Annotated in this window: 13 protein-coding genes and 1 riboswitch; of the genes, 10 read left to right on the forward strand and 3 right to left on the reverse strand. The window is 48.8% G+C overall.

Going from position 1 to position 13,793, the window contains the following annotated elements:
• Positions 1-23 precede the first annotated feature (23 nt).
• Positions 24-299 (reverse strand): inner spore coat protein YmaG, encoded by a 276-nt coding sequence (gene ymaG / locus FGB90_RS09740; RefSeq protein ID WP_138810621.1) that lies wholly within the window; start codon positions 297-299, stop codon positions 24-26.
• Between the two features lie 321 nt (positions 300-620).
• Here ymaG and FGB90_RS09745 point away from each other — a divergent pair, with 321 nt between their 5' ends.
• From FGB90_RS09745 to FGB90_RS09780, 8 genes are all read left to right on the forward strand, one after another.
• Positions 621-1,472, forward strand: coding sequence for a DUF72 domain-containing protein (locus FGB90_RS09745; protein WP_138810622.1), 852 nt, complete (start codon positions 621-623; stop codon positions 1,470-1,472).
• A gap of 166 nt (positions 1,473-1,638) precedes the next feature.
• The gene (locus FGB90_RS09750; RefSeq protein ID WP_138810623.1) at positions 1,639-2,466 is read left to right on the forward strand and encodes a sulfite exporter TauE/SafE family protein; all 828 of its coding nucleotides are present in this window, start codon (positions 1,639-1,641) and stop codon (positions 2,464-2,466) included.
• A gap of 18 nt (positions 2,467-2,484) precedes the next feature.
• Positions 2,485-3,876 carry a bifunctional metallophosphatase/5'-nucleotidase gene (locus FGB90_RS09755; protein ID WP_138810624.1) on the forward strand — a complete coding sequence of 464 codons (1,392 nt, stop codon included), beginning with the start codon at positions 2,485-2,487 and terminating at the stop codon, positions 3,874-3,876.
• Between the two features lie 137 nt (positions 3,877-4,013).
• Entirely contained in the window at positions 4,014-4,298 is a 285-nt protein-coding gene (locus FGB90_RS09760; RefSeq protein ID WP_438502689.1) for a YunC family protein, read from the forward strand.
• 118 nt (positions 4,299-4,416) lie between these two features.
• Entirely contained in the window at positions 4,417-5,211 is a 795-nt protein-coding gene (locus FGB90_RS09765; RefSeq protein WP_138810626.1) for a thymidylate synthase, read from the forward strand.
• Positions 5,208-5,693, forward strand: coding sequence for a dihydrofolate reductase (locus FGB90_RS09770; protein ID WP_138810627.1), 486 nt, complete (start codon positions 5,208-5,210; stop codon positions 5,691-5,693). Before FGB90_RS09765 ends, FGB90_RS09770 begins: the two co-directional genes overlap by 4 nt.
• A gap of 588 nt (positions 5,694-6,281) precedes the next feature.
• Positions 6,282-7,097: a sporulation protein YunB gene (yunB, locus tag FGB90_RS09775; RefSeq protein ID WP_246056124.1), complete on the forward strand. Its 816-nt coding sequence runs from the start codon at positions 6,282-6,284 to the stop codon at positions 7,095-7,097.
• 86 nt (positions 7,098-7,183) lie between these two features.
• Positions 7,184-7,359, forward strand: a riboswitch (Lysine riboswitch).
• A gap of 225 nt (positions 7,360-7,584) precedes the next feature.
• Complete coding sequence (locus FGB90_RS09780; protein WP_138810629.1) at positions 7,585-9,147, forward strand: Na+/H+ antiporter NhaC family protein; 1,563 nt, start codon at positions 7,585-7,587, stop codon at positions 9,145-9,147.
• Between the two features lie 126 nt (positions 9,148-9,273).
• Here FGB90_RS09780 and FGB90_RS09785 read toward each other — a convergent pair whose 3' ends face one another.
• A complete protein-coding gene (locus FGB90_RS09785; protein WP_138810630.1) occupies positions 9,274-9,852 on the reverse strand; it encodes a cupin domain-containing protein in 579 nt (192 codons plus the stop codon).
• Between the two features lie 279 nt (positions 9,853-10,131).
• On the opposite strand from FGB90_RS09785, the gene FGB90_RS09790 reads away from it, so the two are divergent.
• Positions 10,132-11,481 (forward strand): sodium-dependent transporter, encoded by a 1,350-nt coding sequence (locus FGB90_RS09790; RefSeq protein WP_138810631.1) that lies wholly within the window; start codon positions 10,132-10,134, stop codon positions 11,479-11,481.
• A 65-nt stretch (positions 11,482-11,546) separates the two neighbouring features.
• Here the strand turns inward: FGB90_RS09790 and FGB90_RS09795 are convergent, their stop codons facing one another.
• Positions 11,547-12,563 (reverse strand): M23 family metallopeptidase, encoded by a 1,017-nt coding sequence (locus FGB90_RS09795; protein ID WP_281280033.1) that lies wholly within the window; start codon positions 12,561-12,563, stop codon positions 11,547-11,549.
• 218 nt (positions 12,564-12,781) lie between these two features.
• On the opposite strand from FGB90_RS09795, the gene lipA reads away from it, so the two are divergent.
• Positions 12,782-13,660 (forward strand): lipoyl synthase, encoded by an 879-nt coding sequence (gene lipA / locus FGB90_RS09800; RefSeq protein ID WP_138810633.1) that lies wholly within the window; start codon positions 12,782-12,784, stop codon positions 13,658-13,660.
• The last annotated feature ends 133 nt before the right edge of the window (positions 13,661-13,793 follow it).

Below are 13,793 nucleotides of genomic sequence, written 5' to 3' on the forward strand. Positions count from 1 at the left end.
TTGTCATCCTCCCCAGCGGATCATTAGTAGTAGTAGTAGTAGTAGGGAGGGTAAGAGTAGAAGGGAGGCGGATAAGGCGGGTAATAGTAGCCTGGTCCGCTGAACAGCGCACTTCCGAGAAGGCTTCCTGCAAACCCTCCCAGGAACGGGCCGCCGAATCCGCCACCCCAGCCGCCACCCCATCCGGGTCTCGGCCGGCCGCCACCATGCCAGCCGCCACCACCGCCCCATCCTGGGCGTCTGCGGCTGAAGTCAGGACTGTACTGTGTATAAGTTCCTTCATAAGGCTGATGATTCATTCATTTAACCCCTTTCAATGTAACACCCCGATCATAGGATTTTCCGGAGTTGTTCCAGTCTGCCCCCTAACGTCTCCTGCCTTAAATGGGGCAGGAAAAGCAAAAGGGTATTCACACATCAGCATATGTACTAAAATAGATTGCGTATAGGCATTATCCCAGGTTTTCAGGGCTGGTGCCGGTTTATTAAATCATGTAACGGAATCACCATAAACGTCAGTCTGAAACACCCATGATCAGAAACTCTTACATAGGAAAAAATACGGACGCCCTTTTACTTTTATCTGAAGAGCCTATGGGGCGGCAGGAGAGGAGAAACAGATGATCAATATCGGATTAACGGGCTGGGGAGACCATGATACCCTGTATGAAGGAATGAAGCAGTCTGCAAATAAGCTGGAGATTTATTCAGGTCATTTTCCCACTGTTGAGGTGGATTCCACCTTCTATGCCGTTCAGCCCCTGCGTAATATGGAGAAGTGGACCCGGGAAACCCCCGAAGCATTCCGCTTTGTCGTCAAAGCCTATCAGGGGATGACGGGCCATGAAAGAGGGGAAATACCTTTTGAAACACGGGAGGAAATGTTTGAGGCATTCACCGATTCACTGAAGCCAATGAAAGAAGCAGGAAAACTGGCAATGGTTCTCTGCCAGTTTCCACCGTGGTTCAAGTGCAAAAAGGAAAACGTCCAGTATCTGCGTGTGTGCCGTGAGTACCTTAAGGATTTTTCGTGCGCGCTGGAATTCCGGCATCAGTCATGGTACGCCGAACCGTTTCGGGAACAGACCCTTTCGTTTATAAAAGAGGAAAACTGGATTCACAGTATCTGTGATGAACCTCAGGCCGGAGCGCGGTCCATTCCTCTTGTACCGGATCCGGCTGGGCAGGATGAGGTCCTGTTCCGCTTTCACGGCCGTAATGAAGCGGGCTGGACGGGACCGTCAAAAGGAGAAGAGTGGCGCGAGGTTCGTTATCTTTATGACTACACGGAACAGGAACTCAGGGAACTTGCTGAACATGTGAGAAACGTATCGGCGAGGGTGAAAAATACCTATGTCCTGTTTAATAACAATTCCGGCGGTCACGCAGCCGGAAATGCAAAAAAAATGATCGACATACTCGGGCTCGACTATCGCGGACTGGCCCCTCGACAACTGGACCTGTTTGACTGATAATAATAACAGACTGATTCGGCTCTTTACCCGGCTCTGTTAAAGTCTGTTACTGATTATCGCTTACTTCGCTCCAATCAACTACTAAAAACACTACATTAAGCTTTAACAGAGCCTTTTACTAAAAAATGCAGCTGGGATTTTCAGCAGAAAGCGGCGTATTTATATGGAATGGATTTTTTTACTCGTGCTCGGACTCGTGGCTGCGATTCTGGGCAGTATTATGGGACTTGGGGGCGGGATCCTGATTGTACCGGCCCTGATGGTTCTAAGCGGTTACGCAGCCATCCTTGAAGGCATAACTCCCCAGGTGGCCGTTGGAACTTCACTGGTCGTTATGATCTTTACCGGTCTTTCCTCCACCCTTGCATATGTTAAGCATAAAAAAGTGGATATTAAAAGCGGGCTCCTTTTTTTTGCCGGAAGCGGTCCGGGCGCCCTGTTTGGGGTGTGGCTGAATAAAGATATCAACGTAAGCGTGTTTCTTATTATATTTGGTGCCTTTATTATTCTTGTTTCGTTTATTCTGATGGTAAGAAAATATGTGAAACCAATCCGGCTTGCTAAAAAAGGCGGTGTCCGCAGGTCGTATATCAATTCAGAAGGGGAACTGGTGGAATACGGCTACCAGCCTGCTGTAGGCATAGCCATCGCCTTTGTGGTCGGAATGTGCTCCGGACTCTTTGGCATCGGCGGCGGGTCGCTAATGGTACCTGCCATGCTTCTTCTCTTCGGTTTTCCCGCACATATCGCAGTGGCAACATCCATGTTCCTTGTATTTCTGTCTGCGCTGGTCAGTTCAGTGACACATATATCACTTGGAAACGTGGATTGGCTTTATGCGGCAGCCCTCATTCCCGGCGCCTGGTTTGGCGGAATTATCGGGGCTAAAATTAACCGGCGCCTCAAGGGCGATACAGTAGTAAACTTACTCAGACTGATGCTCGTGATTATCGGAATCAGACTGATTTACCAAGGTATAACAGGGTTGTAAGGCAGAGGCGGTGACAGAATGAACGCAAAAAAACTGACGATTATTCATACAAATGATCTTCACAGCCAGCTCGATCAGTGGCCATATGTGGTCACGCGGATCAGGCAGATTAAAGCAGAAGCGGAAAAAGAAGGGAGGGATGTTCTTCTTTTTGATATCGGAGATCACGCTGACCGGGTAAATCCGGTTACAGAGGGTCTGTCCGGCAAGGGTAATGTGTCGTTTCTGAACGAACTTGCGTACGATGCGGTTACAATCGGAAACAACGAAGGCATGACCTTTTCGAAAGACCAGCTTAACCGCCTCTATGAGGAGGCTGATTTTAACGTACTCGTAGGGAACCTGAAAAATCCGGACGGGTCATTTCCGGACTGGGCAAAAGCGAACCGTATTTTTACGACTGCATCCGGTCTTAAGGTGGCTGTGTTCGGAGTGACAGTTGCGTATAAGCTTTTTTATGAGGCACTGGGCTGGCAGATCGCTGACCCATTCACTCTGATTGAACAGCAGGTCCGGGAACTGAGGGAAAAAGCAGATGTGCTTGTCTGCCTCTCCCACCTTGGACTGCACGATGACGAACGGATGGCCGAGGATTTTCCGGGGATCGATCTGATCCTTGGTTCCCATACCCATCACGTTCTTGAAGATGGTAAGCTGGTCAACGGAACATGGATTCACCAGTGTGGACGATCAGGTGCCTACCTGGGTGAAGTCAGTGTAACAGCAGATGCCGCAGAGGCCGGGCTGACGATGCAGGTACGCACGCACCGTGTGGATCCGGAAAGACTTGAAAAAGACGTTAAAACAGGGGAAATGCTTGTAACAATGAAGCAGCAGGCTGATGAAAAATTGTCTGAAGTTGTCACCGAACTTCCTGAACCCTGGCCGGTGGACTGGCGCAGTCATTCTCCTCTGTCGGACCTTCTTGTCCGTGGACTGAGGGAATGGTGCTCGGCAGAAGCAGCCATGATGAGTTCAGGAGTACTCCTTGATGGTCTGGAAAAGGGGCCGGTTACGAGAAAACGACTCCATGAAATCTGTCCGCACCCCATTAACCCGGCGAAAGTTTCTGTTTCGGGTGAGCGTCTTCTTGAATTTATCCGGGAAGCGGAAAAAGAGGAAATGATCGAAAAAAAGATTAAAGGCTTTGGCTTTCGAGGAAAAATACTCGGATCCATGGTTTACGACGGCATTGAGGTAAGACGAAGCAGTCAGGTGCTGCAGCCGTCTGATGTGTATATATCAGGACAGCCCCTGGACAGGGACCGGGTCTATGAAGTAGCGACAGTGGATATGTTCACTTTTGGCTGGCTGTACCCTTCGATCAGTACACTTAAGGAGAAAGAATACTTCATGCCCGAGTTCCTGCGCGATGTCCTTGCCTGGAGTCTCTCCCGTTACGCAAAGTAGCTGTACCGGCTCACTTTCTGTTCCTTTCTGTCATACACTATACCAGCCTGCATCCGTGCTGTTCTGCACTGATTAGGCAATGAACCGATCGAATAATGGCAGAGAGGCGGGAGAAAACTGTGATTGACGTAAAGCCGATGTTTATTGAAGGAAAACCGTTTACAGCTGTCACCGTAAAGCTTCCAAAAACAAACTTTATGGCTGTGACAAATGAAAATGGATATATTATGTGCGGAGCGCTTGATGTGGCTCTCTTAAATGATAAGCTGGCGGCAAGAAAAATTATTGCTGGCCGCGCTGTAGGCGTTCGGACAATTGAGGAGCTGCTGGAGGCACCGCTTGAATCTGTGACATATGAAGCAGAAGCTCTTGGAATTTATAAAGGCATGACAGGAAAAGAAGCGCTTTTACGGATGGCTTAGTATGGGCAGATTGCCGTTCTGCTTGGAGCGGGACGGCAGGCAGCCTTCTTCCGGGCGTTGATAAACTGGACATGCTGTAATAGACACGATTACATAATCTGAAGGAGGTTTGTCTATTATGAGACAATATCTTGATTTGTGCGGACACGTACTGGAAAACGGTACGTCAAAAGACGACAGAACCGGAACGGGAACAATCAGTACTTTCGGTTATCAGATGAGGTTTGATCTTGCAGAAGGCTTTCCGCTTCTCACGACGAAAAAGCTTTCACTCAGAGCGATCATTCATGAGCTGCTGTGGTTTATAAAAGGTGACACCAATATTGCCTATCTCAAGGAAAACAACGTGAGAATATGGAACGAATGGGCAGATGAAAATGGTGACCTCGGTCCGGTATACGGCAGACAGTGGCGCAGCTGGCCTGCTCCGGACGGAACGACGATTGACCAGCTGAGAAACGTCATAGAGGAGATAAAAAACAACCCTGATTCCCGCAGGCTCGTTGTGAATGCCTGGAACGTCGGAGAACTGGACAAAATGGCCCTTTCCCCGTGCCACTGCATGTTTCAGTTTTACGTGGCGGACGGTAAGCTTTCCTGTCAGCTCTATCAGCGCAGTGCCGATCTGTTCCTCGGGGTGCCGTTTAACATCGCCTCCTATTCCATCCTCACAATGATGGTTGCCCAGGAATGCGGACTGGAGTACGGTGAATTCATCCACACATTCGGTGACGTGCATATTTATAACAATCACGTAGAGCAGGTGAAACTTCAGATGACACGGGAGCCCCACAGCCTGCCGAAGATGAAGCTGAACCCGGAAGTTAAAAGGGTGGAAGACTTCACGTTTGAAGACTTTGAGTTAGTGGAATACGACCCTCATCCGCACATTAAAGGAGAGGTTAGCGTATGATCTCGATGATTGCTGCAATGGACGAAAATAATGTAATTGGCCGAAATAACGACCTGCCGTGGAATCTTCCGAACGACCTGGCATGGTTCAAAAGAGTCACCTCCGGTCACACAGTAGTAATGGGACGCAAAACGTTTGAATCAATCGGCAAAGCACTGCCGAATCGGAAAAATATAGTAGTGACTTCCAACGAGGATTTTGAGGCGGAGGACGTGGAAGTCTGGCATGATCTTGACAAGGTCAAGCAGTTTTCGCAGACAGAAGAGGAAGTGATGGTTCTGGGCGGACAGAAAATCTTCGAACAGCTCATTGATTTTGCCGATCGCCTTTATGTGACGCGTATCCACCACACCTTTGAGGGTGACACCTATTTCCCGCCAATATCAGCCCAGATCTGGGAAGTGGCGCAGACGTATGATGGGAAAACGGACGCTGATAATGAGTATGCCCACACCTTTTACGTTTACGAGCGGAAAAAATAGCAGGAGTTCCAAAGGATCGTCTCAAGCGTGAGACGGTTCTTTTTCTTTGTTCAGCCGGCAGCGGGCAGCGTATAAAGAAGCGGAACTGTAGGAGGAGAAGTGAGGATTTTGATTTGAGTAGGTGCCAATTGAATTAAAACGTGCACAAGCCGGGGAGTTCTAATGCGATAGAAGCAGAATCATATTAAAACGCGTTGAAGCAAAGGAAGTTCTAATACGATAGGAGCGGAATCATATTAAAATGCGCAGCAGTCAGCCAGTTCTAATACGAAAAGAGCGGAATCATATTAAAATGCGCAGCAGTCAGCCAGTTCTAATACGAAAAGAGCGGAATCATATTAAAATGCGCAGCAGCCAGGAAGTTCTAATACGATAAGAGCGGAATCGAATTAAAACGCGCAGCAGCACAGGAGTTCTAACCCGATAAGAGCAGAATCATATTAAAACGCACAGCAGTCGGAAAGTAATAATACCAAAAACGCCGAATCGAACTAAAACGCCAGGGGAAATAAGCTGTAGTCCACGCCTGTCTGGTCTGTCCCCCTTCTTTTTTGCATAGGTATGAAAGAGGGAAAGGGGGCAGCTGATGTGAAGCGGAGGTTTCGTACATGGAAACCGAAGAGGCGGAAGGGGCCTCTGCCTTTTCGTTATGTGTTTTTAATATCATTCCTCGTTTTCAGTCTTATGACAGCCCAGGGGCTCGTAATTGTTGAGAAAGGCATCAGGCCAACGATAATCGCAATTGCCAAGACGGAAACACAACGGATTGGGACGCTGGCAATTAATGATGCGATCTCGAAAAAAATCCTTGAAAATACGAACATGGAAGACATTATCGAATATGAAATGGGGCCTGACGGCAAGGTTACCAACATGAGTATTAATCCGGTTATTTATAACCGCGTGCTGCAGGAAACGACGCACCGGGTGCAGTCGTATCTGAACGATATTGAGCATGGAAGAGTCAGGGATATCGGGATTCCGTCGGATGTGGATGTAGAGAGGGAAGGGGCTTCGTTTACAGAGGACGGGATTATTCACATGATTCCGCTGGGACAGGCGACGAACAATGCCCTTCTTGCCCACCTGGGGCCAAGAGTCCCGGTCAGACTGTCGGCAATCGGGGATGTAAAATCCCAGCTCCGTGACGAAGTCGTGGCAACGGGAATTAATAATACGTGGATCAGTGTATCTGTTGACATTGAAGTGGATGTGAAAGTTGTTATCCCTTTTGCCACGGATACGGAAGTGGTGCGGACGTCGATTCCGGTTGCCATGGAATTTATTCCGGGAGAGGTACCGGAATTCTACGGGAACGGCATTATGCCCTCTGTGATTCATGAACCTGAAAGGGAGCAGACAGGACCTTCCGAAACCGAACAGAATAATCTGGAAGGTGATTAATGGTTGCGTCGTCCGGGAGTGTCTGATACAATCAATCTCGGTTTGATAATTGAATCGGTAATCTAACAGATACCTCATCACGATGTGGGTGGGGTAGAGGCGCGAAGCTTAAAAGTATGCATTTCGAGGCGGTCACCTTTGACGGATGCAGAAAGGAATCTTCGCCGAAGCAGGCAGTCCGGCCGGGGCTGCCCGGCTGGGGCTGTATCTAACAGGTACAGCACTGTCACTCGGGAAACCGCAGTGGAGAACTACTGACTCTTCTCTTGGTGGGGATCGTTCAAATGACTGAAAGACAGTTTCTGGACATCCGTCCACAGCTGTCTTTTTTTTGTGCGTTCATACAAGTCTGAAGGAAGAGACGTTCATAATGAAGAATAGTTCAGTAAATCCTCACAGGGCAATAAAGAAATTATCAAGCTGATCAGCATACAGACGGCCGGGCAGTAAGGCTGACCGGACCGGCATAAAAAGGGAGGAAACAAAGATGGATCATGGTGCATTATCATTACTGCCGCCAATTCTGGCTCTTGTAATGGTTATCATTACACGCCGGGTGCTTCTGTCACTCGGGGTCGGGATTATTGTTGGAGCCTTAATGGTGAACCAGAATGAAGACATGTTTGTGAACGAAGCACTGAGCCAGGTGCTGGCCATCGTAACAGGTATATTTTATGTTCCGGGAGAAGGAATTAATACGTGGGAGTTCTACATCCTGCTGTTCCTTGTCATCCTTGGAATCATTGCCGCTTTCATTACCATGACGGGCGGAAGCCGGGCATTTGGTGAATGGGCGCTGAGCCGCGTGAAAACACGGGTCGGAGCGCAGTTTGTTTCGGTATTTCTCGGTATTATCATTTTTATTGACGACTATTTTAACAGTCTTACGGTAGGTAACGTGAGCCGTCCTCTGACGGACCGTCATCGGATCTCGCGTGCTAAGCTTGCCTATCTGGTGGATTCAACAGCCGCCTCAATGTGTGTGATTGTGCCGCTTTCCAGCTGGGGTGCCTACATCATTACACTGATTGGAAACGATGTTCTGCTTGAAAACGGCGTAACGGAGTATGGTGCGCTTCAGGCATTTCTCATGATCGCGCCAATGAACTTCTACGCCCTGTTTGCCATTGCGATGGTCTTTGCAGTTGCGTACTACAAGCTCGACTTCGGGCCGATGCGTGCACACGAGCTCCGTGCCATTCAGACCGGGGAAGTGTACGACAAGGAAAAAGGGCCTGTACCGGGTGAGAGTGAAGATGCCCAGCCGGTTGTGAGCGGGAGGGTTGGAGATCTTGTATGGCCGATCGTAACGCTGATTGCAGCTACTGTTTTCTTCATGATCGTTACAGGCATTCAGGGAACCGAAGGCCAGACTACCCTCCTTGCGACATTTGAAAACACCGACGTTGCTGCCTCACTCGTTTACGGTGGTCTCGTCAGTCTTGCTGTAACATTCGTGACTGCGATTATGCGTAAAGTTCCGGCAAAACAATTCGGTCTGGGTCTATGGGCCGGTGTGAAATCCATGCTGCCTGCCATCTACATTCTGATTTTTGCCTGGACGATTATTGAGATTATCGGAGAGCTGGGTACGGGAGCGTACCTTGCTGAAATTGTAAACAACAACATGAACCTGGCGTTTCTGCCGGTCGTACTGTTTGTCATTGCCGGATTCATGGCGTTCACTACAGGGACGTCATGGGGAACGTTCGGAATCATGCTTCCGATCGCCGGTGAAATTGCAGTGCAGACAGATCCGACGCTGCTTCTGCCTGTACTGGCTGCTGTACTTGCCGGTGCGATTTTCGGGGACCACTGTTCACCGATCTCGGATACAACGATTCTTTCCTCTACAGGAGCAGGAAGCCATCATACGGACCACGTAAATACGCAGCTTCCGTATGCGCTTCTTGTGGGTGTGGTGACCGTAGCCGGTTTCCTCGTTATTGGCCTGACTGGAAGCTACATGCTGGCGCTGCTGGCGTCCATTGTGGCGTTCGCACTGATCATTACCATTCTCAAGTTAACTGTGAAGCCGATAGAGGCCTAGGAATATAAAAAGCAGGAGTCCTGTTCAAATCGGGCTCCTGCTTTTTTGTGTTCGCGAAGGTGCAGGCAGGTTTAATAATCCGTCCTCCTGACTGATTGCCCCTGTAATAGTTGTGACCGCTTTACACTATTCTCCATCTTCCCTGATGCAGTATTTCTTTTTAAGTTCCTCATCGATCCCTTTTTTCCTGGCACGTTTTGCAAGGAGACCGAACATCCCTTTCTGGAGAAAAACAGGCATAGCGGCAAGTTTGGTATCCTGCATATCCAGAATTACCGCACCGTGGTACAGGCTCTTAAACTTGCCGGCTTTCAAGATAAGGCCGTCTTCCATAAGCCCGTATAATATCCGCATCGAGTCTTCGAAGTGGTGTCCTGGACTGAGACGGACTCGGAATGTAACGGGTTCAGACTCGGAGGCATTTTTGAACATGTGGTGGGCTTTTTTGGGAACTATGACACGCTCACCGATTCCCAGGATGTGTTCTTCTTTGTTAAGCTGAACGAACAGGCTGCCTTCGATGTTTTCAAACTCTTCTTCAAATCTCAGGTGGTAATGAAGGTCAGGTCCTTTTCCCCCGGGAGGCAGGGTAACTTCAATCAGCAGACTGCTGTCATCTGTTTCTTCAGGGCGTTCCAGAAATGTAATGACTTCCCCGGTATAGACATGAGTGATGGAGCGGTTGGCATTTTTCTGAATCTGCATGAATATACTCCTTTCCTTTTATCTGAATATTTAGTTCAATTATACCACTTCTAATATGCATCTATGAAAAACTGGATAGTCTTTCTATATAAAATTTTCAGAAAATCCCTTTGACTTTTTCATCTAGGCTATTTATAATAAGACAACGTAATCACGTTTCGTCGAATTTTGTCAAAAGAGCAATCTATTCCGTTTGCTTCTTTTTTTAGAAGCTATATGTCAGAAAATAATGACATTTAGCTATGCGTGATCATTCAAAGAGAGAAAGGAGAATGAAACATGAGTAATGGCCGTGAAAGGTTTGCTACAAAACTTGGCTTTATTCTGGCTGCTGTCGGCTCTGCCGTCGGACTGGGTAACGTATGGCGTTTTTCCTATGTAGCCGGTGAGAATGGAGGGGCAGCATTTCTGCTTGTTTACCTGCTGTGTATTTTCCTGATTGGACTTCCGGTACTTCTTGCGGAATTTTCAATCGGCCGCAGAGGCCAGCAGGACGTAGTCGGCTCCTTTAATGCCATTGCCCCGCAGAAGCCATGGGCTATTGGCGGTATACTCGGAGTTGCTTCAGCATTCATTATTTTATCTTTTTATGGTGTTATTGCCGGCTGGGTCGTTTACTTCCTTTACAGTTATTTAAGTGGAGCCACAGCCAATGTAGGCACGGGGGAATATGCAGATTTCTTCGGAGGATTTATCGGAGGGGCAGCAGGTCCTGTGTTCTGGCAGGTACTGTTTATGGCTGTTACGACAGCGATTGTATTCTTCGGTGTTAAAAAGGGAATTGAGCTTTCCAACAAATTGTTTATGCCTTTACTCGCAGCGATCCTTTTATTCCTCGCTGCCTACGCCCTGACTCTTGACGGGGCGGCAGAAGGGCTTGCCTTCCTGTTCAGACCGGAATTCTCGGCATTTGGAAACCCTGAAATCTACGCAGCAGCGATCGGGCAGGCGTTCTTTACACTGTCACTCGGTATGGGGGCGATGATTACCTACGCCAGCTATCTGCCTAAGGAAACGAAGCTGCCGAGTGCAGCGGGAACCGTCGTTACACTGGACACGCTGTTTGCCGTAGTTGTGGGAATCATGATCTTCCCGGCAGTATTTACTTTTGCTCAGTTTGATGTGGCTGATGCAGGTCCGGGTCTGGTGTTTATTACGCTTCCGGAAGTGTTTAACGCCATGGGCGGTACCGGCACGATGTTCGGTATACTGTTCTTCTTCCTCGTTGCAGTAGCGGCTCTGTCTTCTGCGATTTCCCTGCTCGAGGTGAGTGTAGCCTATGTGATGAGAAAGTTTAACTGGTCACGCCGTTTTGCTGCTGTTGCAGTAGGTACGGTTGTAACACTTTTCGGGATTCCTTCCGCACTCAGTCAGGGAGGCCCGCTCACGGAATACACCGTTTTCGGACTGCCGTTCCTTGATCTGATGGACACGATTACGGATCAGTACTTCCTTCCTCTCGGCGGCTTTGTCATTGCCCTGTTTGTAGGTTGGGGATGGAATAAAGTTGATGCACTTAAGGAAACAGGCCTGACCGATACAGCAGTCGGAGCCATCTGGATCTGGTTCCTTCGTATCGTATCTCCTCTTGGTATCCTCGGAATCCTTCTGTTGAATATCTTAGGTTAATACCGATGACAAAAAAACCGTTCCGGTTACAGCCGGAGCGGTTTTTGTCTGGGCAGGATGCGTAATCACCCTTTTCTTCGGGCCTGCCGTTCCATACGTTCCCATGCTCTAAGTGAAGGGAACGGGTCGAATGACCATTCAAAGTATCCGTTATCCTTATACATTCCGTAATGGAGGTGTGGTGGGAACTTTCCCTGGGTCCCGGGTTTTCCATAGCCTGAGCTGCCCACATAGCCGACGACTGTGCCCGGTTCAACGATCGTGCCCCGCTCCACACCCTTTTCAAAACCGGTCAGGTGAGCGTAATAATGGTAGACGTTATTCGTATCGCGGATTCCGATCCGCCAACCTCCGAACTTGTTCCACCCCTTCAGCTCTACAATGCCAAATGTGGTGGAGCGCACCGGGGTACCGTAACCGGCAAACAGATCGGTACCTTCGTGCATTCGGCGTCCTCCCCATCCGCGGCTGTGCCCCCATGTACTCTGGTAGCTGTAATTGTACTGCAGGGGAAGAGGGAACATCCGCTTACTGAGGTCGAGTGTATCGAATTTCTGATAGACCTTTGAATGCCCTGTAATCAGTTCAACTGCCTTATCCCGCTGGTAATAATTCCACAGCCCGATCCGGAAATTGTCGTTGTCTGTACCGTAGGAAGCAAGATAGGAGGCAAAAGTGAAGAGGACATCTTCATCGTTGTTCTGATCGGCCAGACCGTCTCCGTTTCCGTCAAGCCCCATTCCGTTAAACAGTGAGATGGCCAGTGGGTCATTGTCTTCCTTGTCCGGGTTTTCCGCCCCCGTCCATTTATCCGGGGGAAAATAAATGCCGATAAAGCCTTCTTCGTCAGGGAGATCGTTCCGGGCCCGGCGCAGCCCTCTTTCATAGCTGTCAACGCCTGCAAGGTAATACCAGGGAATTCCGGTGATTGCTTCTGTTTTTCTGTAAAGTGCCATTCGGCCCTGGAAAATCTCTTCCGCAGACAGTTCTTCAAGCACGGAAGCATTGCCATGGGCAGGGTGAAATGCGAGGAAAAACACCGTACACAATACAGTGAGAGTCAAAATTGCCGTTTTTTTCACCTTCATTCCTCCTTTCTATAAACGGTCTCGTTACATGGGTTACAGGTAGTGTTTGAAGACGCTTTAAAAACCATTCGGGAAAAATCCTTCCAGCAGGCCGGCACTTTGAGAAAAACACGTTTTCGTGTTAAAGTTACTAATGATTATGTAAGTCAGAAAACATACTTAAAACAGCAGTGTCAATGGGTTAAGGAATACGGACCGGGAGAGTGAACCTTATGGCAAAAAAAGAAGAACATATCCGCAAGCCGGACTGGCTGAAAATTAAATTGAATACAAACGAGTCCTATACAGGACTTAAAAAAATGATGCGTGAGAAGAAACTTCACACTGTATGTGAAGAAGCACGCTGTCCAAACATTCATGAGTGCTGGGCAGAACGTAAGACGGCTACATTTATGATTCTGGGAGATATCTGTACACGGGCATGCCGTTTCTGTGCAGTTAAAACCGGACTCCCGTCTGAACTGGACTGGGACGAGCCTGAACGAGTGGCAGACTCGGTGAAACTTATGGGGCTTAAGCACGCCGTTATTACAGCTGTAGCCCGTGACGATCTGAAAGACGGTGGAGCAGCGGTATTTGCGGAAACTGTGCGTGCGATCCGCAGAAAAAGCCCATTCACATCGGTGGAAGTTCTTCCATCCGACATGATGGGCCGTTATGAGAACCTGGAAACACTTATGGATGCGAAGCCTGATATTATGAACCATAATATTGAGACGGTACGCAGTCTTACTCCACGGGTTCGTGCACGTGCTACATACGACCGTACGCTTGAATTCCTCAAGCGTGCCAAGGAAATGAACCCGAACATTCCGACCAAATCAAGTCTGATGATCGGCCTTGGTGAAACGAAGGAAGAGATCATCGAAACGATGGATGACCTCCGCGCAGCCAATGTGGATATTATGACGATCGGCCAGTACCTGCAGCCGACGAAAAAACACCTTAAAATTAAAAAGTACTGGAGCCCTGAGGAATTTGCCGAACTTAAGGAGATTGCACTCAGCAAAGGATTCAAGCACTGTGAATCCGGCCCTCTTGTCCGTTCCTCGTACCACGCGGACGAGCAGGTCAATGCAGCCCAGTCCTGACTGTAAAACGGCTTCCCCGCAAAGGGGAGCCGTTTTTTCGGCCTGTGTCGGGATTACGATAACCGCCCGTTGTGCTGCCGGGCCGAGTGGAAGTAGTAATTAAGCACAAGTAAGTTCCCCGCTAAGTACAGAT

This window comes from Alteribacter natronophilus, assembly GCF_006007885.1.
GTDB classification, from domain to species: Bacteria; Bacillota; Bacilli; order Bacillales; family Salisediminibacteriaceae; genus Alteribacter; species Alteribacter natronophilus.

Bases quoted from the DNA above. Each gene is read 5' to 3' on its own strand.
- FGB90_RS09780 (WP_138810629.1), top strand. From the start codon at position 7,585: ATGGATCATGGTGCATTATCATTACTGCCGCCAATTCTGGCTCTTGTA.
- lipA (WP_138810633.1), top strand. From the start codon at position 12,782: ATGGCAAAAAAAGAAGAACATATCCGCAAGCCGGACTGGCTGAAAATT.
- FGB90_RS09790 (WP_138810631.1), top strand. From the start codon at position 10,132: ATGAGTAATGGCCGTGAAAGGTTTGCTACAAAACTTGGCTTTATTCTG.
- FGB90_RS09745 (WP_138810622.1), top strand. From the start codon at position 621: ATGATCAATATCGGATTAACGGGCTGGGGAGACCATGATACCCTGTAT.
- FGB90_RS09760 (WP_438502689.1), top strand. From the start codon at position 4,014: ATGTTTATTGAAGGAAAACCGTTTACAGCTGTCACCGTAAAGCTTCCA.
- ymaG (WP_138810621.1), bottom strand. From the start codon at position 299: ATGAATCATCAGCCTTATGAAGGAACTTATACACAGTACAGTCCTGAC.
- FGB90_RS09785 (WP_138810630.1), bottom strand. From the start codon at position 9,852: ATGCAGATTCAGAAAAATGCCAACCGCTCCATCACTCATGTCTATACC.
- FGB90_RS09765 (WP_138810626.1), top strand. From the start codon at position 4,417: ATGAGACAATATCTTGATTTGTGCGGACACGTACTGGAAAACGGTACG.
- FGB90_RS09770 (WP_138810627.1), top strand. From the start codon at position 5,208: ATGATCTCGATGATTGCTGCAATGGACGAAAATAATGTAATTGGCCGA.
- FGB90_RS09750 (WP_138810623.1), top strand. From the start codon at position 1,639: ATGGAATGGATTTTTTTACTCGTGCTCGGACTCGTGGCTGCGATTCTG.
- FGB90_RS09755 (WP_138810624.1), top strand. From the start codon at position 2,485: ATGAACGCAAAAAAACTGACGATTATTCATACAAATGATCTTCACAGC.